This window comes from Oceanobacillus sp. FSL H7-0719 (assembly GCF_045040795.1).
GTDB lineage: Bacteria > Bacillota > Bacilli > Bacillales > Amphibacillaceae > Oceanobacillus.
Map to the genome: position 1 here is coordinate 2,630,820 of NZ_CP150301.1, position 21,837 is coordinate 2,652,656.

The following is a 21,837-nucleotide window of genomic DNA, read 5'->3' on the forward strand; positions in this document are numbered from 1 at the left end:
TTAATTTTAGCACTCTCTCAACACAAGTGCTAATCCATATATTAGATACCATATTCGTTTTCTGAAGTCAATCATATTGTCGGTATTGCCAGGCCTGCAGATTACCATAATTATCGTTATACTGGGGGGTAATAATGTAGGAGGGATTGTATGCTTGAGAAATGGATAGCTGAATCAAGGTATACTGTCGTATTTACTGGCGCAGGGATGTCTACAGAAAGTGGCTTGCCTGATTTCAGGTCATCGAATCAAGGATTATGGCGTAAAAAAGACCCTGCAAAGATCGCCAGTACTGAAGCATTAAATAATAATGTGGAGGAATTTATCGCCTTTTACCGTGAGCGGGTGCTTGGTGTAAAAGAATATGGACCCCATAAAGGACATGAAGTTCTCGCAAATTGGGAAGAAAGCGGAAAAATTAAATCTATTATTACACAAAATGTAGATGGATTTCACCAGCTCGCTGGCAGCAAACGTATTGCTGAATTGCATGGCACGCTGCAGAAACTGCATTGTGAGAACTGTGGACGTGAGTATGACAGCAGTTCGTATGTAAAAGAGGCATTCTACTGTGAATGCGGTGGTGTTTTAAGACCCTCCATTGTACTCTTTGGTGAGAGTCTGCCTCAGGATGCCTTTACTTTCGCTCTAGAGGAAACAGAAAAGGCTGACCTTTTTATCGTATTAGGCTCTTCTCTAACAGTTACACCAGCCAATCAGTTTCCGATGCTTGCTAAAGAAAGTGGAGCAAAATTGGTGATTGTGAATCAGGATGATACACCGCTGGATCACTATGCGGATTTGGTGATTCAGGATCGGAAGATTGGTGAGTTACTGAGAGATTTGGATAACTAAAAATAAGACATATATGCTTATAGGTAAAATAATCATGGCTTTCTTATGTGTAACATTCATTCAAGAAATGTTCGATTAAAAAAGGAGCAGAAATCAATCACTGATCTCTGCTCCATTCTATTATGCCATCCATTTCGGCGGTGTGTTTTTATCCCAGTAAATATCACCCAGGTTATGATGCTCTTTAAATCCGTCCTTGCTCAAGTGGTAGTGAAAATTAAAGTAATGTCCATCAAGCGGCCGGTTGTCACGGCGCACATGAAATCTGGCAAGGTCGTTGCCTGTCCGTAAATCAGTAACATTAAAGATTCGTTCACCATAGCCTTGTGCCGGGTTTTCCGTAATTCCATAATAAGGAACATCTTCTCCCGCTTCAGCAAATAAATCTTCCAATACAACTTCCATTTGCGGTAAAATCACTGTTGTAAATTCATCGCCTACCTGGTCTGTGATCCGCGGACCAAATTTTAATAGACTTTGTACCTTCGCCTGCTCCTGCAGCTGTGTGAGATAATCATTCTCTTCTTCCTGAATGACAGAATGATAATCTTCCACTTCAATCGCCTGTTCTGTGCTCGCAAACGTCTCTTGATTATAATCCGTTTTTGACAGATTACTTTTATTATTATCCGCATCGACTTCCAGCAAGGCAGTTGGAGTATACATTCCCAAAGTCATAATTGCAATGAGGGCAACAGCTATCTTCTTCATCCAAAGCTTCATGGCATTCACTTCCCACTTTTATCCTTACTTAAATTCTAACACGTTCTATTAAGATGTCTATCTTTAATTCTATAATTTACTAAAAATTTATATTGTTTAGCGAAAGATAACAATAGTACCATATAATCCCAAATTTATAGATTCATTCGTGCGTGCGGTGAAGGCTTTTCTAATTATTTGGCTCTTATACTAACTATTAGAGATTGATAATAGCAAGAAACAGCAGGAACCAGTCGCATTCCCCCAAAAAGAAACTCATTCCGTTTCATCTGTTTTAATCGAACGAAAAACGATAAAGAAATACAGTGAACCCACAAGATAAAGTCCTGCTGTAATAGTAAATACATTTGCATAGCCCCAATAAGAGCCGTATTGCAATACGATGCCCGTAGAGATTGGTCCCATAAAGGCCCAGCCGAGCTGGAATACCATTTGGTTTACCGAATTGGCAAGTCCCTTAACGGAATCATCAACTTTTGACATCATTAAAGAGGATTGAATTGGATTACCAGCATTCATTAATGCTTGGCGAAATAAAAACCCGATGGAAGCAAGTAAAATATTTGTTGTGAATGCTGTCAGCAATAAGAAGGGCAGTGAAAGCAGCTGCAATGTTACAACGGCCCGCACTTCACCGATTCGCTTTACCACCAGTGGTCCAATAAACATCGCCACTGCAGTCGCTGCCTGACCTAAGGCAATTATCAATCCAATTACTGAAGTTGATGCATCAAAGCGGTCTGCAAAGTATAAATTCAGATACGGAATAACAAGTCCGCTTCCTGTACCAATAATTAACTGCGCCACCGCAAACAATCCAATAACTTTAAATCCTATTTTGTTTCTCCTGATAAATTCCTTTATATTTGGCTTTATCTTTTCTTCCCTTTTTGGCTTTGCCTTTTCCTTCATTTTAAGAATTGGCAGGACAGCTGCAAAGTAAAAAAGGCTGCCAACAACTAATGTATAACGAATGCTCAGCAGCTCACTTGTAAAAAGTGAAAAGAAATCCGTTAACCCGCCTCCAAGCAAGTTGCCAATTACATTTGCTGCCATCATAACTGCTGAATGCAAACTGAATAGATGAATACGCTGTTTTGGACCAGAGTTCTCAGCAAGCCATGGAATAATTGAAACTTGAAAGAACGCCAGTGATATTCCTGTAGCAAATCCCGCACTGAGCAGAAATGACTCCATTTCAACCAAGCTGCGTACCGTTAAAATAATCCCCCCGATAAATACACCGACCGCCATAACCTTCTTTCGTCCAACCCGGTCACTTAAAACACCTGCCGGAACTAGAATCAATGCGGTTGCCAGTGATGTCAGTGCAATGATTTCCCCATTCACATTTTGCGATAGGCCTAGCTCTCTTATGTAAAAGTTATAGACGATCATAAATGCGCCAAGCCCAATTTGCGTTAATATGTTTGCTAAAATTGCTAATCGAATATTGCGATTATATGTTTTGAATTGTACTGCCCATTCCTGTAAAAATGCCACTCTCTTCTCCGCCCTTTAACATTACTTCGTGTCCCTAAATAGTTTAGAGCTTTTTCAGTTAAAAGTAAATAGGCAAACCTTTTGAACAACCCTTTCTAGGTGAAAACACATTCCACTTCTGCCTAACATATAGTAAATAAGTTAGTAATGAATAGGAGGAAGTTGTTTTGATTATCCATGTTGTACAAAGTGGTGAAAATCTATATGAAATTGCCCAGCAATATCAAGTCAGTCCAGAACAACTAATTGCCGTCAATGAATTGCCTGATCCTAATCAGCTCGTTATTGGCCTGGCATTGCTTATTCCATTAAGGGGAATGATTCACACTGTCCAATCGGGAGAGACCATGTGGAGTATTGCCAGGGACTTTGGCATTCCTTTAAGTCAATTAACACAAGCTAATCCGATGATTAACCCAGAAATACTCAGTCCTGGTGTCCGACTCTTCATCCCATTGCAGAGACATCAAGTAATGGCGGGCGAAACGCTTTCTGCAATTGCTGCGAGGTATGGTGTTTCCGTTTCCGCCCTTGCTCAAGAAAATGATTTAGCTGATGTTGCACTTATTTATCAGGGGCAAATGTTATACATTCCAAGAGATAAGCCTGTCATTGATGTGAATGCCTATTCTTATCAAGCAGATGAAGCAGGTGCGACCTCTATTCAAGAGGTTGGGGATCTACTGACATTTGCAAGTCCATTTGCCTATATAATGAAGGCTGATGGCACACTCGAACCCTTTCCGGATGAGCAAATGATTGCAGCGAGCCTTAGCGCCAATGTCGTTCCAATGATGTCCATCACTAATTTCACATCAACGGAAGCTGGTTCAAGCCTAGCCCATACCATTCTATCAAGTGATGAGCTGATGGAAACCTTGCTGAATAATATTGTTGATATTATGCAGAATAAGGGCTATCAAGGCTTGAATGTTGACTTTGAAAATGTGCTTCCAGAAGATCGTGAGCGCTATAATCATTTTCTGCAATTAGCCGTTGACCGTCTTCATCCTGAAGGTTATTTTGTATCTACTGCGGTTGCTCCTAAAACAAGCAGCGCGCAGCAAGGATTGCTATACGAAGCACATGATTACGAAGCCCACGGGAGAATTGCTGACTTTGTTATTCTTATGACATACGAATGGGGCTACCGTTTAGGACCGCCACAAGCTATTTCCCCAATTAATCGTATGCGTGAAGTTGTGGAATATGCCTTAACCGTTATTCCACCCGAGAAAATTTCCCTCGGTTTTCAGATTTATGCTCGTGATTGGAAGATTCCACATGTTCAAGGACAAGTTGCTGAGACATTTAGTCCACAAGAGGCTGTCGAACGCGCCATCGAGCATCAGGTTGAGATTCAGTATGATGAAACAGCCGCTTCACCCTTCTTCCGCTATACGGATGAATCTGGCCAAGGACATGAAGTTTGGTTTGAGGATGCCCGCAGTGCACAGGCGAAATTCGATTTAGCTAAGGAATATGGATTGGGCGGGATCAGTTACTGGGCCTTAGGATATCCTTTCCCGCAAAATTGGGAACTGCTTGCGGATAATTTTACTGTCCGAAAAATGTAAAAAAACAGGGGTATGCCACTAATGGCAGCACCCCTGTTTTTGAATTACTTATCAAATTAAAACTTATTGCTCCAGTTTGTACGTCGCTGAACGGGCGCTTTCGCTTCCGTTGCGTCCAGCTGTAGCGCCCAACGACTAGCAAACTTCCCACTCTTCCACTACGATAAAGAAGACTTGACGACTGGCGGAGACAGAGGCCTAGTCGCCCTTATACCCTTGTGGTGAAAGTCAACATCAACTCACTATGTTCGTTGTGTTTCCTTTATCTCATTGCTTCGTCTCTAGTTTGTACGTCGCTGAACGGGCGCTTTCGCTTCCGTTGCGTCCAGCTGTAGCGCCCAACGACTAGCAAACTTCCCACTCTTCCACTACGATAAGTCAACATCAACTCACTATGTTCGTTGTGTTTCCTTTATCTCATTGCAGAGTGCTCCAGTTTGTACGTCGCTGAACGGGCGCTTTCGCTTCCGTTATTTATCCGTATAATTTTCTGTTCGATTAATAAAGTCCTCTGCCGCACTATAGCCTTGTTGTTTTAAATACCAGCTGTTTGCTGCTGCTTCAATTAAACCGGCTACATCACGGCCGGGCTGTAATTGAATTTTGATATGCGGGATTTCAACTCCCATATAATTGGTATACTTTGTCCTTAGCTCCAATTCATTATTGAGCTCGTCTTTTTCCCATTTCGTTAATTCAATATCGAGTGCAATCCGCGTTTCATCCTGGAAAGATTTACTGCCGTATACACGTACGATATTTAATAAACCAACACTTCTTAATGCGAGGAATTCTTTATTCATTTCATTATGCGTACCAAGAATTGTTCGGTGGCTTAATTTTCTAAGCACGACAATATCATCTGCCACAAGACGATGTCCTCGTCCAATCAAGGTATATGCCGTTTCACTCTTCCCAATGCCTGATTCACCACGCAAAAGAATACCAATTCCAAAAACATTTAAACAAACACCTGGAACAGCAATTTCTCTAGCTAAGGATTTCGCTAAGTAAGCATCCACTCTAGCAATAAAGTCATTTGTATGTTCCTTTGTACGGAGAAGTGGAATATTTTCCTCACTGCAATATTGTTCTAAGTATGTTAACTCCTGCTGGTCCCTCGTAACGATAAAACATGGCGGATGGTAGTTGACAATATTGCCGATTCGCAGCTTTCTTTCATCAACATCAAGCTGCTTTAAATAGGTGATTTCAGTCTGCCCAAGTACCTGTACCCTTTCTGTAGGAGAAAAATCGAAAAAACCGATAAACTCAAGTCCTGGACGATGTACTTTGTTCATTGTAATTTTTCGTTTTAAACTCTCTCCGCCTGCAAGAACTTCTAAATTAAATTGCTGGACGATTTTTTCTACACTAATCGCTTTCACATTTACCTCATCCAATCTGCTTTATACTATTTCTACTTACATAATCCGATTCATCAACGATGCTTTCAATTATACAATATTATGGCACATTTATTAAGGAAGCTAAAGAAATAAACAAAATGAATAAGCCAGACTATTTTCGTCTGGCTTACAGTCCATCTTTATTTTGTTAAATCTACTTTTTTGCTTACTGCATATATAATAAATCCGCCGATTGTCATCGACAATAATTCACCGATCGCAACAGTGAAGTAAGTCCACCAAAATGGAAAATCCAAAAGAATATATAATTGCACTGCAACTGTAAACATCGAGATTGTAAAAATCACTGCTGTTACAACAAACTTCGCTTTCATATCTCTCACATGCTTAATTACAGCACGAGTAAGAATTAAAGTAAAAAATGTTGCTAATCCGCCGATTGGTACATCAAGTGCCCATGTTGGCGAAAAGAAATTCACAATTATTACACCTAATGTGACAGCAATGACATAGCGTTTATGGAACAGGACAAGATAATTAAACATTTCGGAAAGACGCAGCTGGATTGCTCCAAAACTGATTACCGATAAAATAAGGGTAACTGCGATATAAAGGGATGCAACAAGCCCGCTCTTCGTCAGATTGCTGGCAGTGGTCAGTGACGATTTATCGTACACAGAAGTTTTATTCATTTACCAATTTCTCCTTTGTAAAATAGCTGAAATGCTATTTTAGTAATAACTATGGCCAAAGGACGAGGACGTGAGACCCCAGAAAGTGCCATAGTGCAAGCTATTAAAAAGCTTACCTGCGAAGTATAACAGACATTGGTGTAAATGAATAGAGACATTTTATTTTTTATCTTGTATATTGCTTATATTAAAAAGGGTTCTCTCCGACCGTTTGAGCTCAACACGGTTGAAGAGAACCTCACTTGATGGCGATCCAAATCTGTGTTTTATTTTACACTCTAGAACAATCACACCGGCCACCCGCGGAACATAAATAGCTGCCGCAGTATCAGCAGAAAGTTTCAAGCGATGTGCTGCTATAGCCTCAACATTATTTTATCGTCCATCCACCATCTATCGGAAGAACAGCGCCATGCATATAATCGGCAGCATCACTTGCAATAAACAGGGTCAAATTCGCAACTTCCGCCGGCTCTGCCCAGCGTCCTGCCGGGGTTTCCTCAGCAACCCAATCAGCGATTTCTCCGTCACCTTTAAAATCCTCTGCGTTCATCGGCGTCCGAATTGCACCAGGTGCCAGTGCATTCACACGGATTCCCTTACGGCTATAGTCATATGCAAGCTGCTTTGTATAACCAATAATTGCATGCTTAGAGGCTGTGTATGCCGCTCCCCCGCCACCTGCAACGAGGCCAGCAATAGAGGCTGTATTAATAATGACACCCTTTTCCCGTTTCAGCATATGCGGCAAAATAAGATTTGTAATATAGTAAATGCTTTTTAGATTTGTATTGAATACCTCATCCCACTGTTCCTCTGTCGTATCAAGTGTTGGCAGGTAGTCATCAAGTATGCCCGCTGTGTTAACAAGAATATCAATCTTTCTAAATTCAGTTAATGCATAACTGATGCTTTCAGCAATTTCTTCTTGTACCGTTATATCTGTAATCCGATAAGCAAACGAATAGGGGTACGCTTGCTTGAATTCCTGCAGACCTGTTTCATTTCGGTCAATTGCAAACACAGAAGCACCTTGCTTAAGAAAAGCTTCCGTCTGGGCATAGCCTATTCCAGAAGCAGCACCTGTAATAAAAATCGTTTTACCCTCATATTCTGCGAACTTCAACATCATCATCCTTTTATAATTATATTTTTTCTAGAACAAAAGCGGAAGCGCCCGTTTAAAAACGTACAAACTGGAGCACTTCGCAATGAGATAAAGGAAACACGGTGAGGTACGAACCGATGTTAACTTTCACCACAAGGGTATAAGGGCGACTAGGCCTCTGTCTTCGCCAATCGTCAAGTCTTCTTTACCGTAGTGGAGAAGTGTGAAGTTTGATAGTTTTTGGGCGCTGGAGCTGAACGTAACTAATATAGAAATACTGTTTTTTTACAGCTCCTAAATTTTATGACTCCTTAAGCTATTAAAAAAAGAGCCACACAAAAATAGGCTCTCTCCTTTTTTATTCAACAATTTCCCAGTCTTCTGCCAACAAATCGCAGACTGTTGGTGTAAACATTGTATACCCTTCTCCTTCAACATTGATTAAAAGATATGGGTTTAGTTTTTCACCATCAACTTCGCTTTCCCCAACAAGCTTTACATATAATTCTGCTCCAGGCCAACCTGAGCGGATAATCTTCTCTCCGTTTCGCAAATGCGGTAAAATCTCTTCAAATTTCATTATGATCACCCTTTACCTCTATATAATAAAAGTATAGAGCATAGAACCTTGGAATTCAAATATGCCACTATTTATATAAAAAAGCACCCGAAAAATCCGAGTGCCTGTGCAACTTAATGATATGCTAATTCTTTATTCTCTTCTGTTACATTTAATTTTAATGTTTCCGCAGTCACTGCTTTAACATCCTGAAGTATTTCTGGATTGTCTTTTAACCTCATACCATGAGATGGAACCATTTGTTTAATTTTCGGCTCCCATTCATCCATTTTCTCAGGGAAGCAGCGATTTAAGATATCAAGCATAACCTGTACCGCCGTGGAAGCTCCAGGTGAAGCACCAAGCAATGCTGCAACAGATCCATCTGCACCAGTGATTACTTCTGTACCAAACTGCAATGTGCCTTTCCCGCCAAGTTCAGTATCTTTGATTACTTGAACTCGTTGACCAGCAACAATTAAATCCCAGTCTTCACTCTTTGCATTCGGAATAAACTCGCGCAGCTCTTTCATACGCTGTTCTTTCGATTGCAGCACTTGTGTGACAAGGTATTTCGTTAATGGTAATTCCTTCGCACCAGCGGCAAGCATAGTAAATACATTGCTTGGTTTCACAGAGTTGATTAAGTCCATATTTGACCCTGTTTTAAGGAACTTTGGCGAAAAGCCAGCATACGGACCAAATAGCAGTGATTTCTCATTATTAATATATCGTGTGTCCAGATGCGGCACAGACATTGGCGGTGCACCAACCTTCGCTTTTCCGTACACCTTTGCATGATGCTGTTCCACAATTTCCGGATTATTACATACCATGAAAATTCCGCTTACAGGGAAACCACCTACATGCTTGCTCTCAGGAATGCCTGTTTTTTGCAGTAAGTGTAAGCTCCCGCCGCCTCCGCCGATAAAGACAAATTTGGCAAAGTGACTTTTAACTTTTCCTGTTTTGACATCACGGACTTTCACTTCCCAGCCCTTTTTCTTACGCTTTAAGTCTTCAACCTGATGATTGTACTGGATATTAACATCCTCTTCACCCAGATGTTCAAAAAGCTTGCGTGTTAAGGCACCGAAGTTAACGTCCGTTCCGGCATTAATTTTTGTAGCCGCAATTTCGTCCTCCAAAACCCGGTCATTCATAATTAATGGGAGCCACTCTGCAAGTACTGCAGGGTTATCCGTAAACTCCATGTCTTCAAATAATGGATTGTTTTTCATAACTTCATAGCGTTTTTTCAGAAACTCGACATTTCGCTTGCCTTCTACTAAACTAATATGCGGTAATGGCTGAATAAACTTTTCAGGTTGTGTCAGCAACCCTTTTCGGACAAGGTATGACCAAAACTGCAGAGAAACCTGGAACTGTTCATTTACATTATTCGCTTTTGTATCATCAATTGTGCCATCCGGTTTTTCCGTTGTATAATTTAGTTCACATAACGCTGCATGCCCTGTTCCAGCGTTATTTAATTCATGAGAACTTTCTTCCCCAGCTTTCTCAAGCTTTTCAAACACAGTAATATTCCAATCTGGCACTAATTCTTTTAAAAGTGTTCCAAGTGTTGCACTCATAATACCTGCGCCAATCAAAATAACATCTGTACTTTCCCTTTTGTTACTCATACAAACCTCTTCCTTATATAAATATATTTTATTAGAATGAAAGTGCTTCCACATTTTCCAGACAACTTAAACCCCTTATGGAAACACCTATATTAAAAAAACTTTCATCTTATACATTTTACCATAATTCATAAGCCCCTTCCATATAATCAGACGAAACAAATAAATAATGGATGAAAGGAGAGTACTGGAGAACAGCAGGAAAAAACTTCAAATATATGACTTGATTTTAATGCGTGAACCTGCTGACAAAGCAGATAGAAAATTGTACAATAGCATGTGAATGTATTTTTAGATTTACATAATTACAAGAATGGAAAGGGATGCAGCAATGGAAATTCGTATTGAAAAGGATTTTTTAGGTGAAGAGGAATTGCCGCAAGAAGTGTATTATGGCATCCAAAGTCTTAGAGCGAGAGATAATTTTCCAATTACAGGCTATAAGATGGACCCAACTTTAATTCGTGCAATTGGATATATAAAGAAAGCAGCTGCACAGACAAATGCAGAGCTTGGACTGCTTGATGAAAAAATAGCTGAAGCAATTATACAGGCTTCAGAGGAAGTTAGTGCTGGACAGTTTGATGCATTTTTCATCGTGGACCCAATTCAAGGTGGAGCTGGAACTTCATTTAACATGAATGCGAATGAAATCATTGCAAACCGCGCTCTTGAAATATTAGGTGAAGAAAAAGGAAAATATAATATTGTAAGCCCAAACTCACATGTGAACATGGCACAATCAACGAACGATGTATTCCCAACGGCAACGAATATCGCCCTTATTGAACGCATGCACCATTTAGTAGAAGAGCTTGCAAAGCTGGTGGAATCGTTAAAAGGCAAAGCAACAGAGTTCGATAATGTAATAAAAATGGGAAGAACACATTTACAAGATGCTGTGCCAATTCGTTTAGGTCAGGAATTCATTGGTTATTATTCAGTTATAAATCGTGATTTAGAACGTATCAGCCGCTCAATTAAAGGCTTGCGCAGCATCAATATTGGCGGCACTTCTGTGGGTACAGGTTTAAACGCACTGCCAGAGTATACGCAGATGGTAGTAAATTTATTAACGGAGTTCACAGGCTTTGAGCTCAGAAGCAGTGAGAGCTTAATCGATGCAACGCAAAATACGGATGTTTATACAGAGGTATCTGCTATGCTGAAGGTAAACGCAATGAATCTATCAAAAATTGCAAACGATCTTCGTCTGATGAGTTCAGGTCCGACAGCAGGATTACAAGAAATTAATCTGCCAGCGCGACAAAGCGGGTCTTCCATTATGCCTGGAAAAGTAAATCCAGTTATGTGTGAAGTGATAAACCAAATTGCCTACCAGGTTGCTGGAAATGATACAACAATTGGAATGGCTGCGGAGAATGGCCAGCTGGAATTAAACGTCATGAAGCCAGTTCTAGTCTTCAATTTACTGCAATCCATTACGATTTTGGAAAATGGCATCCGCGTATTTAGAGATTACGCAATCAACGGCATTACCGCCAATATTGAACATTGCCGCAACATGGTGGAACGGAGTATTTCGCTAGTAACAGCAATCAATCCATATGTTGGCTATGAAAAGGCGACAGAGGTTGCAAGAATTGCAGTTGAAACCGGCCGCCCAATCAGAGAAATCTGCATTCAATCCAGCATTCTGACAGAGGAAGAGGTCGATCATATTCTCGATCTGCAAAATCTGACAAATCCTGGAATTGCAGGAGCTAAAAAAATACATGCCGCAACAAAATAGGGACAGCTGGGACAGCCTCCGCTGTCCCGCTATCCCATTTTAAAATACATTCTTAATAAATAACCTGCCCATTTACAATTCGGATGATGCTTAATATTCTCAAGCAAGCCTTTAACCATCGCCTCACTCATCGAAGGCTCGGCTAGTTCACCCTTCAGTAAGATTAAGGATTCTTTTTCAATCGATGTCTCCATTGTACAGAGTGTTTCATCTATAATTTTTGTTATTTCTTCTTTTGAAAAAACTCCTTTTTTCGGCTGCTTCATCAGCTGGTATACGTCTTCTTTGATATAAGGTGTTTTCATATAGTTTGCCAGTAAATCCGTTTTCTCTGTCAATGACTTTGCCAGGAGATCAAGATCCATTTGAATATTGCCAAATAGAATGAGCTCCATATATGATTTGGTCAGACCCTGGATACTGTAAACCATATCGTATTTGATTTCTTTCACCTTAGCCCCATATGTTTTTTCAATCATAAACAGGATAGATTTATGCATTAACTCCGTATATTCCTGTACTTTTACAATAAATTCATTATCTAAAAAATGCATCTGCTCTTTTATAAATATTTTGGCAAAAGCGGATTTCTCAGAGAGATTCCTAAAGCTGTGATAGTAATAATTGTAGAGTAATTCTTTTTCATCACTTTCTCTGACCAGCTGGTCAATGTCTGAAATGACTTCTTTCATAAAATGATCAATCAACGCTATAAATAACGTATCTTTAGACTTAAAAGACAGATAGAATGCCCCTTTGGAAATACCACAAGAATCGGTTATTTCTTGAATGGAGGTCGCTTTGAATCCCTGCTTGGCAAAGAGTTCTAATGACTTGTCCATAATCAATTGTTTTTTTATCATTAATTTCGCTCACTTTCCCGCTTTTCCATTTGACTTATGACCCATCAGTCATATATTATATATAACTGTATGAATCAAGTCAATAAAGGGTAGGTGCACAATGAAAGGTATTGTTAACTTTGTCCTGAAAAATAAACTAGCTGTATGGATTTTAACAATTATTATTACAGCAACAGGTATTTATTCCGGGACACAAATGAAGACAGAGTCAATTCCTGATATTTCTATTCCATATTTAATGGTAATGGATGTATATCCAGGAGCAACTGCTGAACAGGTGATGGATGAAGTTTCCATTCCACTTGAGAAAGCAGTAGAAGATTTAGAAGATGTGAAAAATGTCTTTTCGAACTCATCATCCAGCATATCAAATATTCAAATCGAATATGATTATGGCGTTGATATGGCAGAGAAAAAACGTGAACTGGAAGACGCAATCAATGGTGTTACATTGCCAGAGAATGCTCAGGAACCAAATATCACAGCTATCAGTATGAACATGATGCCAATATTGGCATTAAGTGTCAGCAGTAAAACAGAGGATATTGTTGAGCTTACCTCAACAGTAAATGATGTAGTGCTTCCAAAAATCGAAAAAATCGATGGTGTTGCCTCTGCAACAATGACAGGTCAGCATATCGAAGAAGTTCAGCTTACTTATGATCATGCCAGATTAGAAGAACTGGAACTTACAGAGCAAGACGTGAAGGATATTATTCAAGCCAGTGACATGGACGTGTCGCTTGGACTATTTGAATTTGAAGAGGGAGAACAAGCTGTTTCTGTAGATGGCAAGTTTATGACTGCAAAAGAGCTTGAAGAAATGATGATCCCTGTTACACCTTCCGAAACAAATCCTGTTCCTTTTGTACAGCTTAGTGAAATTGCAGATATTGAAACAGTAGGTAATGTTGAATCTGTTTCACGTACAAATGGAGAAGATGCCATTGCCATCCAAATCGTTAAAGGCCAACAAGCTAATACGGTTGATGTTGTAAATGCAGTCAAAGAATTAGTTGAAGAAGAACAAGAGAGAATTGATGGTTTAGTAGTTGACGTATCACTTGACCAGGGAGAACCAATTGAAGATTCTATCAGTACTATGATTGAAAAAGCTTTATTTGGCGGCTTAATTGCGGTTCTCATTATCCTGCTGTTCTTGCGTGATGTTAAATCTACAATCATATCAATTGTTTCCATCCCAGTTTCAATTTTTATGGCTTTCCTAATTTTAAACTGGCTGGATATCACAATGAACATTATGACATTGGGTGCCGTTACCGTTGCTATCGGGCGTGTAATTGATGACTCTATTGTTGTAGTTGAAAATATTTACCGCAGATTGCATTTGAAAGATGAAAAGCTGTCCGGACGAGCTTTAATCCGAGAAGCTACAATTGAAATGTTTAAACCAATCCTGTCTTCCACATTAGTGACGATTGCAGTATTTGCTCCAATGGTCTTTATAGGTGGAATGGTTGGCGAATTATTTATGCCATTCGCATTAACAATGTCACTTGCGCTAATTGCTTCATTAATTGTTGCAATTACAATTGTTCCTGCATTGTCACATACCTTATTTAAGAAGAAACTATATAGTGAAAAAACTGAGATTAAACATAAAGAGCAAGGTAAATTCACAAATTGGTATAAGAAGGCATTAAATTGGACATTAAACCATAAGGTTATCACTTCAATCACAGCAATTGCTTTACTAGTTGGAAGCTTATTCTTAATGCCGCTCATCGGCTTCAGCTTCTTAGGCAGTGATGAAGAAAAAGTAATGTATCTGACTTATTCACCTGAACCTGGTGAACTGGAAGAACAAACGTTAGAAAACATTGCTGTTGTAGAAGATAAATTACTAGCACGTGAAGACACAGAAATCGTTCAGTTATCTGTAACAGATTCATCCGATCCGCAAGCTGCAATGATGGGTGCTGGCGGTGGCGCATTGATGTTTGTTATCTTTGATGATGAGATGGAAAACTTCCCTGAAGTACGTGATGAAATCAAAGATTATATAACAAATATTGACCAGTCAGGTGAATGGATCAGCCAAGACTTCTCTTCCATGGCCATGGCTTCTAATGAGTTAAGCTATACATTCTATAGCGAGAACCTTAATGATCTAAATGATGCTGTAGCTATGCTTGAAGATGTTATGAGTGAGAACGAAAGACTTGATGATGTTTCTACATCTGCAGATGGTTCTTACGTAGAAAATGTACTAAAGGTTGACCAAGCGGAATTGCTGCAGTATGGATTAACCGCAGGACAAATTGTTGGCATGCTCAGCAGCAACTCAAGTCCAGAAGTAATTACGACAATTGAAAAAGATGGTGAGACACTAGATGTAATTGTCCAACAAGAAGAACAAGCGACACCAACATCAATTGATGACTTACTTGAAATTCCTGTACCAATCGCAACACAGCCAGGCACTGTTTTACCGTTGTCTGAGTTAGTTACAGTTGAAGAAGATTCAACAGTAAATACGTTAGCTAGAAGCAATAACCAATACTATGCAACAGTTTCTGGTACAATTCTGGACCAGGATATTTCAAAGGTAACCGCTGAGGTTGACGAAGCAATTGAAGATCTCGAACTGCCAAAAGGTGTAGAAATTGGCGTTGCAGGTGTTGCAGCTGATATGAATGAAACCTTTGAACAGCTGGGAGTAGCTATGCTTGCAGCAATCGCAATTGTTTACTTCATCTTAGTAGTAACATTTAGCGAAGGTGTTGCGCCATTTGCAATCCTATTCTCACTGCCATTCGCAGTTATCGGTTCCTTCGTTGGACTATATTTGGCAGGCGAAACGATTTCCGTTACAGTAATGATGGGACTCCTCATGCTGATTGGTATTATCGTAACGAATGCGATTGTGCTCGTCGACCGAATTATTCGCATGGAGCGCAGTGGTATGCCATTACGTGAAGCAATCATCGAAGGTGGAGGTACACGTCTCCGTCCAATCCTAATGACAGCTATTGCAACAATGGGAGCTCTAATTCCGCTAGCAATCACTGGTGGAGGCGGACTCGTATCACGAGACCTCGGCATCACCGTAATTGGCGGTCTTGCGAGTTCAACAGTTCTAACACTAATTATCGTTCCACTTGTGTATGAACTATTGTCTAAGCTATTTAAGAAAGACCGTAAGAATATCCAGGAAAATTAATAAATTCTGAGGAAGTTTGATAGTTCCTGGGCACTCAAGCTAGCAATAAAACCCTGTAAGATATAAAACAAAAATAAGCGTGTTCCTTACCATAATATTGGTGAAGGAACACGCTTTTTATTCCATATATCGCTTTGTTAAGTTTATAATACGGCTTTAGGATAATTAATGCTTTACAATATATTGCAATTCTTATTACATGGCAAACACTCGCCTTTTTGCTTAGTATATTATTGGCAGAAGTATCAGAATGGACTATTCTTATTGATGGTCCCGCTATTTATCAGTTTTTCGGTTCTATATTTGGCAGTATTCTTTTTGTAGAAGGTGGACCGTCTTTTGTGCTTTTTGGCTTGCTTCTCTATATGACTAGAAATACTAAGATTGGCATTAGCGTTGTTTATATCTTATTTTCTATATTTTTCTATGTTGCTTTCTCCAGATGGGGGCATATACCAGATTTCTTTGGAACATACCTCATTCAATTTGCGGGGTATCAGTGGATGATGGTGTTCGGATTACCGTTAATATGGTTTTACAATGGGAAAAAAGGGATTGGTTTGAAGTATTTCTTTTATATTTTTTATCCTGTACATATTTTGATCTTATACTTTGTTGGCATTTACTTGTCTTAACTGTTTTTACTTGAAGGTCCTGCATAAGGGGAAAAGAAAAAGTATACTGGTTTTGCGGTTATGCGGGAAAGCTTAAGAAAGTCTGCTGCGATAAAGAGTGTCTTACAATGTAATCATCTCGCATAAAAAGAGTTCCAAACAATTTTATATTGCTTGGAACCCTTTCTATTTACTAGCAGTAATATCCCAACTGCTTTTCTTATTGTTTTACGATTAGAATCCTGGCATTTCAACCCCTGCAAGTAAATAGGTTGCTATGATTAATACGAACAGATAAGCTGAGCTTAACCAGAATAAATCAAATTTTGGTTTACTCACATTTACAAGGAAGAGATAAATATGAATCATTCCGAAAAGCATCAGTGAGAATAGGTACATCACCATAAAGTAATCAATCATTAATAGTCCAAAAAAGACAAGAACCAGACAGAATACGAATACAAATGGGATGTTTACAATTACATACTTTGTCAATAATAATTTATGCTCCATTTTGCGGTTCCCAAAGTACGAGAGCATGATGTACAGTGAGAAATAGCCAATTGCAAATGTAAGAATCCAACCGAGCATTGTCTTAAATAGAAAATCCACTCCAATGGAACCACCCATTAAGCTGCCAAAACCGCCAAACATATTTTCCATAATATTACGTAATGCAAAGTAAGCAAAGACACCTACTAGAAGAGATAGTAAAACGAGAATGATAGCACTTGTTTCAATACTAATGGAACGGTTTGAGCTCACAAGCGTATGCGGTCTGAGAATGGCATCTTTAACAATACCTTTCGTCTCATTCAGGCTCTTCTCAAAGTCAAAATTGATTTTTTTCTCCGCTGATCCAGCTTTTTCATTGCTGACCTGAGCATTATCTCCTGCGGGCTGCTGGACGGGTTCTTGCTGTGGATGGTTGATCTCAGGCTGGTATGTTGATGCTTGCTGATTAATTGTTTCCTCTTGATTTGAAGTGGCTTTCTCTTCTTCATTGGGTGTGTTTTCCGCATCTCCCGCAGGCCTTTGATTTACATCTTTATCCATCTTTCTTCCTCACCCCTAATATGTATTTATTCCTTTTTATATCCTATGTTCCAGGCATTCAAACATGCTGATTGCTTTATTAACTTCAAACCAGACGAGTGAATAGGAATATGCTAGTTTCTATACAAACATAATATATGTAGATACACAACATACCTTAGACACAATACGAAATACCCTCATGGAATAAAAGGAAGTGGAACTTATATCTTTTTAACAAACTCTGACTTTAGTTTCATTCCTCCAAAGCCATCAATCTTGCAATCAATATTATGATCGCCATCCACCAACGCAATATTTTTCACCTTGGTTCCTTGCTTTAATGGTGTTGAACTTCCTTTTACTTTTAAGTCTTTAACTAAAGTTACTGTATCTCCATCCATCAGGACATTCCCATTTGCATCCTTCACAGCCGGCTTCGCTTCCATCACTTCCTCAGATTCGTCTTGTGACCATTCATGACCGCACATTGGACAAGCAAACATCAGTCCGTCCTCATATGTATACTCTGAATCACATTCAGGACAATTTGGTAAATTACTCATTAGCTATTCCTCCTTCTCTTTTATCGCTTGCATACACTACCATTTTGCCATATGGTCTTCTGCCCAGCCAAATATTTTCTCTATGTTAATCACTTCACCTTCATCACTAATAACTATACCATCAAAGTGACCAATCATTTGATGAACACTAGACTTGATAATCCATGCATCCGTCTCTGCCACACGCTCAAAAAACGGTGTAAATGTAAGATGTACTCAATCAGATCCCTTTGTTGTTAAGCTCCATGGCTTCATGAAATTCTGTTTATCATAGTCCCAAATGATATCCTCATGAATTTTATGGAGCCGATCATTAATGATGATGCCATTCTCATTTTGTCCTGTCCCGTCTGTCCATTGACCGCCAAAATTCAACCCAATCCGTTTGTCGGCTGCTTTCCCAGCTCCAGATGCCCAATTCCATGTGGATTGGTAGTTCCATATCCCCCGGCCAAAGTATAAACAGCCATAAGCTTTTTCCGAACTTAACTTATACTCATGGTCTCCCCATTTAATATTGCCTTTTGCCGGGATTGCAGGCTGCTTTGAGGTGTATTGATATCTCGCCTCACTCCAAGGAACAACAACATTCAATGATTCATAGTTTTTCGGCCGTTCCAGCAGAATATTTGCGCGCAGTTCCTCCCCCGCTCCAGTAAAGTCTCGGCAATGTACGTACATAGTTGTTTCGTTGGCATTTTCAATAAAATAAATGTCCATTTCTTTATGATTGCAGGTGATTGTATCTTGAACTCCCTCAGGCATATGAATACCCTTGCCAAATGGAATCAATAGTGTCTTTTCATGAAAATTTAATGTCTTTCTATCCAGTATGTATATAAAAAGAACAGCCGCATAATCAATATGTGAAATGGTTGCTGAAAAAAAGTACTTCAGGACTCGTCACACACCAATAATTCCATTTTTTCTTACGAAGAAAGTTCCCTCTGATATTGGAATGGACGAGCGGCTTCCTTGCCCAGCCTATCGCATCTTTGTTTAAAAGACTATTCTTCATGCTTAAACGAACCGGTTTCGTCAGTTCATTTGCTGACATACACATCTTCCTTTCTATTGATAGCAGACTATCGTTCTGTCCCTGATTGTCCCATTTTTCATTTGTTTTATCTATTATTTGTCAGAACATTGTTGACATAAACTCATGTATTAGTGTATTATTTAACTAGTACACTAATACAAACGAGGAGGATGAAGAATGAACGCTTGGCTTGCATTGACTAAGAAAGAGTTTCGATTGGGATTGCCCGCTTTTCTTGTATCATTGTTTTTATTTTCAGGAATTATTGGCGGGGGGTATCTTATGGGGGATATGTACGGTGTTCGCGACCAAATGCTTGTTGCAGCATTCGGCTTTGTCGTAACGCTGCATATATTCTATCTCGTATTTTATCTTATCCGCAGCCTGAGTTACGAAAGAAAACAGCTTCATTTATGGCTTCATAACCCGATGCCGATTGCAGGCTTGCTTTCTTCAAAAATTATTACGGGCATTGTTTATATGGCAATTACATTAACATTATCACTGCTCCTGCTGACACAGTTGTTCCAGAATACATTTTCCCTGCTTAATCAAGCATCTATTTTTAATATTGGCGGTACAATATTGCTTACTATATTTTCCTTCGCCATCTATATCGCAATTACCTTTCTGTTTTTCTGGTCCATTTTTCTTGCTTTCAGTCAGCAAATGAATGATTTTCTCAGTTTCATTTTGACCGTGATTACCTTTTTCCTTTTATCCTGGGTATATAACTTTGTCATGGATCTTTCTATTATCGAAACACTGACGACATGGGGCGGCATACAGGTAAATGATCTTATTGTCGGCTTTGAGTTTCAAGCAGCATACGAATACTTTGACGCTAGTTCAATCAGTGAAACATCCATCCTGTATGTCGGACATATTTTAAGGGAATTTATTGTAGCAATCTTAATGTTCATTGCTGCTTGTTGGATGATTGACAGAAAAGTTGAGGTGTAACATATGGCAGAACTATTTCATTCCTCACAGCCAATTTATCAGCAGCTGGCGGAAAGAATTAAAAAACAAATCCTTCGAGGTGAGCTGACGCTTGGAGAAAAGCTCCCCTCTGTCCGAGATACAGGAATTGAGGTAAATGTGAACCCAAATACAGTGCAAAGAACCTACAGGGAGCTGGAAGCGATGCATATTGTTGAATCAAGACGCGGGCAAGGTACCTTTGTTACGGATGACAGAGTTGTTCTCGATTCCATTCGTGAAGAAATGAAATTAGCAGTTATGAATGAATTTTTTCAGCAAATGTATGAAATGGGCTATTCAAATGAGGAAATAAAACAAGGGCTAATGGAATTTGTAAATAGGAAGGGAGAAGAGAACCGATGATTACACTTACAAATGTAACGAAAAGTTATGGGACAAAGAAAGCTTTGGATCAAGTGAATCTGGAACTGACACGCGGAAAACTGATTGGTCTCATCGGGGAAAATGGCAGCGGCAAATCAACAACACTAAAGCTCATTGCCGGTCTGAATCATCCAACCAAGGGTGAGGTCCGTGTAAATGGAGAAATAGTTACTCGTAAGATTGCTTCAACGGTATCTTATTTATCTGAGCTTGATGAATATTACCGCTTTTTCAATGTGAAGCAAGCAATGGAATTCCAGGCAAGCCAGTTTAAAGACTTTGATATCGAAAAGGCTTATGAGATTATGAACTTTATGAAGCTGAAGCCCGCCGATAAACTAAAGCATCTGTCAAAAGGAAATCGCGGGCGTTTAAAAATTGTCCTCACCCTTGCTAGAAAGGTGCCTGTCATTTTAATGGATGAACCATTTTCCGGGCTTGACCCGATGGTCCGCAATTCCATTGTAAAAGGGCTGATTTCCTTTATCGACCTGGAAAAACAGCTTGTGCTGATTACCACCCATGAAATTAAAGAAGTTGAAAATATCCTTGATGAGGTTGTGGCAATTAAAGGCGGAAGCATTATTGGCCATCATAATGTAGAAGAGCTCCGCGAACAGCAGCAAACAAGCATTGTTGACTGGATGACGGAAATGTATGAATGAATCTGGACAAAAAGAAGAGGGGCAGCAGGATCTGCCCCTCTGCCCCATTACATAAGCTGATTAAACTTTAATCGTTTATTTAATGCGTAAATAATTGGAATACCTATAGCCATTACGACAAACTCACTGATTGCTGTTGTCAGCCATGTCAGCAGGAATGGCCATTCTAATGCCAAATGTAGTTCAAAGGCAATAATAAACATATTAAATGTGAAAACAAGCGTATTTGCAACAAGAAGCACCCATGTATCTTTAATATATCTTGCCAGCAGCATAATAATTGCCAGTGAAATTGCAGAATGTGCAACTCCAAATACTAGATCATACCAGCCTAATGGTGAAAACAGCAGATTATATAAAAATACTCCCGTTACAATTCCAAAGAAATAACGTTTATCAAATACGATAAGGTGGTTAAATACTTCAGAAATGCGAAACTGAATGTTCGTAAATCCGAACGGGACGATAAGTGCAGACACAGCAATATATAATGCTGCAATTAACCCATTTACAACAAGCGTTTTTACCTTCATTTCATATCTCTCCTTAGTTTTTTTATCGTGGGATGGTCTCGAACCACGTGTTTTCTAGAAAATTCCCAAACTCTGTTATTATACATGAAACTACTGAAGAAGAAAAGCAAGATAGGAAGCATCCTCCCTATTATCCTATGTTTATTTTTCAGCAGAACGGATAAACATAAAGCAGACCAATTAG

Annotated in this window: 20 protein-coding genes, 1 pseudogene and 1 riboswitch; of the genes and pseudogenes, 8 read left to right on the forward strand and 13 right to left on the reverse strand. The window is 39.3% G+C overall.

The genetic code is table 11. The features are described from left to right. Nucleotides 1-150: 150 nt before the first annotated feature. On the forward strand, nt 151-855 hold the full coding sequence (locus NST93_RS13445; RefSeq protein ID WP_405097848.1) for an NAD-dependent protein deacylase: 705 nt from the start codon (nt 151-153) through the stop codon (nt 853-855). Nucleotides 856-975: 120 nt separating this feature from the next. Here the strand turns inward: NST93_RS13445 and NST93_RS13450 are convergent, their stop codons facing one another. Next, nucleotides 976-1,578: a YpjP family protein gene (locus tag NST93_RS13450; protein WP_405097850.1), complete on the reverse strand. Its 603-nt coding sequence runs from the start codon at nt 1,576-1,578 to the stop codon at nt 976-978. Nucleotides 1,579-1,833: 255 nt separating this feature from the next. Then, on the reverse strand, nt 1,834-3,081 hold the full coding sequence (locus NST93_RS13455) for an MFS transporter (protein WP_405097852.1): 1,248 nt from the start codon (nt 3,079-3,081) through the stop codon (nt 1,834-1,836). 167 nt (nt 3,082-3,248) lie between these two features. Between NST93_RS13455 and NST93_RS13460 the strand changes: the two genes are divergently transcribed. Beyond that, entirely contained in the window at nt 3,249-4,658 is a 1,410-nt protein-coding gene (locus NST93_RS13460; RefSeq protein ID WP_405097854.1) for a LysM peptidoglycan-binding domain-containing protein, read from the forward strand. Nucleotides 4,659-5,128: 470 nt separating this feature from the next. Here NST93_RS13460 and hprK read toward each other — a convergent pair whose 3' ends face one another. From hprK to mqo, 5 genes are all read right to left on the reverse strand, one after another. Continuing rightward, complete coding sequence (gene hprK, locus NST93_RS13465; RefSeq protein WP_405097856.1) at nt 5,129-6,046, reverse strand: HPr(Ser) kinase/phosphatase; 918 nt, start codon at nt 6,044-6,046, stop codon at nt 5,129-5,131. A 161-nt stretch (nt 6,047-6,207) separates the two neighbouring features. After that, nucleotides 6,208-6,720, reverse strand: a complete 513-nt coding sequence (locus tag NST93_RS13470; RefSeq protein WP_405097858.1) for a QueT transporter family protein — start codon at nt 6,718-6,720, stop codon at nt 6,208-6,210. Nucleotides 6,721-7,090: 370 nt separating this feature from the next. Next, nucleotides 7,091-7,846 (reverse strand): 3-oxoacyl-ACP reductase, encoded by a 756-nt coding sequence (locus tag NST93_RS13475; protein WP_405097860.1) that lies wholly within the window; start codon nt 7,844-7,846, stop codon nt 7,091-7,093. 340 nt (nt 7,847-8,186) lie between these two features. Continuing rightward, nucleotides 8,187-8,408: a DUF2829 domain-containing protein gene (locus NST93_RS13480; protein ID WP_405097862.1), complete on the reverse strand. Its 222-nt coding sequence runs from the start codon at nt 8,406-8,408 to the stop codon at nt 8,187-8,189. 113 nt (nt 8,409-8,521) lie between these two features. Beyond that, nucleotides 8,522-10,087, reverse strand: coding sequence for a malate dehydrogenase (quinone) (gene mqo, locus NST93_RS13485; RefSeq protein WP_405097864.1), 1,566 nt, complete (start codon nt 10,085-10,087; stop codon nt 8,522-8,524). Between the two features lie 277 nt (nt 10,088-10,364). Between mqo and NST93_RS13490 the strand changes: the two genes are divergently transcribed. Next, nucleotides 10,365-11,786 carry an aspartate ammonia-lyase gene (locus tag NST93_RS13490; RefSeq protein WP_405097866.1) on the forward strand — a complete coding sequence of 474 codons (1,422 nt, stop codon included), beginning with the start codon at nt 10,365-10,367 and terminating at the stop codon, nt 11,784-11,786. Nucleotides 11,787-11,815: 29 nt separating this feature from the next. Here the strand turns inward: NST93_RS13490 and NST93_RS13495 are convergent, their stop codons facing one another. Continuing rightward, nucleotides 11,816-12,649: a TetR/AcrR family transcriptional regulator gene (locus NST93_RS13495; protein WP_405097868.1), complete on the reverse strand. Its 834-nt coding sequence runs from the start codon at nt 12,647-12,649 to the stop codon at nt 11,816-11,818. Between the two features lie 100 nt (nt 12,650-12,749). On the opposite strand from NST93_RS13495, the gene NST93_RS13500 reads away from it, so the two are divergent. Beyond that, nucleotides 12,750-15,833, forward strand: a complete 3,084-nt coding sequence (locus tag NST93_RS13500; RefSeq protein ID WP_405097870.1) for an efflux RND transporter permease subunit — start codon at nt 12,750-12,752, stop codon at nt 15,831-15,833. A gap of 233 nt (nt 15,834-16,066) precedes the next feature. Beyond that, a complete protein-coding gene (locus tag NST93_RS13505) occupies nt 16,067-16,468 on the forward strand; it encodes a TraX family protein (protein WP_405097871.1) in 402 nt (133 codons plus the stop codon). Nucleotides 16,469-16,681: 213 nt separating this feature from the next. Here the strand turns inward: NST93_RS13505 and NST93_RS13510 are convergent, their stop codons facing one another. The 4 genes and pseudogenes from NST93_RS13510 to NST93_RS13525 all read right to left on the reverse strand — a co-directional run bounded on the left by NST93_RS13510 (nt 16,682) and on the right by NST93_RS13525 (nt 19,105). Continuing rightward, nucleotides 16,682-17,503, reverse strand: a complete 822-nt coding sequence (locus NST93_RS13510; RefSeq protein WP_405097872.1) for a hypothetical protein — start codon at nt 17,501-17,503, stop codon at nt 16,682-16,684. A gap of 203 nt (nt 17,504-17,706) precedes the next feature. After that, the gene (locus tag NST93_RS13515) at nt 17,707-18,048 is read right to left on the reverse strand and encodes a zinc ribbon domain-containing protein YjdM (protein ID WP_405097874.1); all 342 of its coding nucleotides are present in this window, start codon (nt 18,046-18,048) and stop codon (nt 17,707-17,709) included. Nucleotides 18,049-18,084: 36 nt separating this feature from the next. Then, nucleotides 18,085-18,945: pseudogene (locus NST93_RS13520) on the reverse strand (DUF2804 domain-containing protein). Then, entirely contained in the window at nt 18,908-19,105 is a 198-nt protein-coding gene (locus NST93_RS13525; protein ID WP_405097876.1) for a DUF2804 family protein, read from the reverse strand. Before NST93_RS13525 ends, NST93_RS13520 begins: the two are co-directional and overlap by 38 nt. Before the next feature lie 159 nt (nt 19,106-19,264). Here NST93_RS13525 and NST93_RS13530 point away from each other — a divergent pair, with 159 nt between their 5' ends. From NST93_RS13530 to NST93_RS13540, 3 genes are read left to right on the forward strand one after another with little or no spacing between them, the layout of a single operon-like run. Further along, nucleotides 19,265-20,050, forward strand: a complete 786-nt coding sequence (locus NST93_RS13530; RefSeq protein ID WP_405097878.1) for a hypothetical protein — start codon at nt 19,265-19,267, stop codon at nt 20,048-20,050. 3 nt (nt 20,051-20,053) lie between these two features. Beyond that, on the forward strand, nt 20,054-20,434 hold the full coding sequence (locus NST93_RS13535) for a GntR family transcriptional regulator (RefSeq protein WP_405097880.1): 381 nt from the start codon (nt 20,054-20,056) through the stop codon (nt 20,432-20,434). Beyond that, nucleotides 20,431-21,120: an ABC transporter ATP-binding protein gene (locus NST93_RS13540; RefSeq protein ID WP_405097882.1), complete on the forward strand. Its 690-nt coding sequence runs from the start codon at nt 20,431-20,433 to the stop codon at nt 21,118-21,120. The genes NST93_RS13535 and NST93_RS13540 overlap by 4 nt, the downstream gene beginning before the upstream one ends. Nucleotides 21,121-21,167: 47 nt before the next feature. Here NST93_RS13540 and NST93_RS13545 read toward each other — a convergent pair whose 3' ends face one another. Beyond that, nucleotides 21,168-21,653: a QueT transporter family protein gene (locus tag NST93_RS13545; RefSeq protein ID WP_405097884.1), complete on the reverse strand. Its 486-nt coding sequence runs from the start codon at nt 21,651-21,653 to the stop codon at nt 21,168-21,170. 7 nt (nt 21,654-21,660) lie between these two features. Next, a riboswitch (PreQ1 riboswitch) is annotated at nt 21,661-21,706 on the reverse strand. Between the last annotated feature and the right edge of the window lie 131 nt (nt 21,707-21,837).

What these genes read in the sequence shown, in the direction of transcription:
- mqo (WP_405097864.1), bottom strand. Translation starts at nt 10,087, where the DNA reads ATGTGGAAGCACTTTCATTCTAATAAAATATATTTATATAAGGAAGAG.
- NST93_RS13470 (WP_405097858.1), bottom strand. Translation starts at nt 6,720, where the DNA reads ATGAATAAAACTTCTGTGTACGATAAATCGTCACTGACCACTGCCAGC.
- NST93_RS13450 (WP_405097850.1), bottom strand. Translation starts at nt 1,578, where the DNA reads ATGAAGCTTTGGATGAAGAAGATAGCTGTTGCCCTCATTGCAATTATG.
- NST93_RS13510 (WP_405097872.1), bottom strand. Translation starts at nt 17,503, where the DNA reads ATGGATAAAGATGTAAATCAAAGGCCTGCGGGAGATGCGGAAAACACA.
- NST93_RS13545 (WP_405097884.1), bottom strand. Translation starts at nt 21,653, where the DNA reads ATGAAGGTAAAAACGCTTGTTGTAAATGGGTTAATTGCAGCATTATAT.
- NST93_RS13500 (WP_405097870.1), top strand. Translation starts at nt 12,750, where the DNA reads ATGAAAGGTATTGTTAACTTTGTCCTGAAAAATAAACTAGCTGTATGG.
- NST93_RS13530 (WP_405097878.1), top strand. Translation starts at nt 19,265, where the DNA reads ATGAACGCTTGGCTTGCATTGACTAAGAAAGAGTTTCGATTGGGATTG.
- NST93_RS13515 (WP_405097874.1), bottom strand. Translation starts at nt 18,048, where the DNA reads ATGAGTAATTTACCAAATTGTCCTGAATGTGATTCAGAGTATACATAT.
- NST93_RS13490 (WP_405097866.1), top strand. Translation starts at nt 10,365, where the DNA reads ATGGAAATTCGTATTGAAAAGGATTTTTTAGGTGAAGAGGAATTGCCG.
- NST93_RS13445 (WP_405097848.1), top strand. Translation starts at nt 151, where the DNA reads ATGCTTGAGAAATGGATAGCTGAATCAAGGTATACTGTCGTATTTACT.
- NST93_RS13480 (WP_405097862.1), bottom strand. Translation starts at nt 8,408, where the DNA reads ATGAAATTTGAAGAGATTTTACCGCATTTGCGAAACGGAGAGAAGATT.
- NST93_RS13535 (WP_405097880.1), top strand. Translation starts at nt 20,054, where the DNA reads ATGGCAGAACTATTTCATTCCTCACAGCCAATTTATCAGCAGCTGGCG.
- NST93_RS13495 (WP_405097868.1), bottom strand. Translation starts at nt 12,649, where the DNA reads ATGATAAAAAAACAATTGATTATGGACAAGTCATTAGAACTCTTTGCC.
- NST93_RS13540 (WP_405097882.1), top strand. Translation starts at nt 20,431, where the DNA reads ATGATTACACTTACAAATGTAACGAAAAGTTATGGGACAAAGAAAGCT.
- NST93_RS13525 (WP_405097876.1), bottom strand. Translation starts at nt 19,105, where the DNA reads ATGTCAGCAAATGAACTGACGAAACCGGTTCGTTTAAGCATGAAGAAT.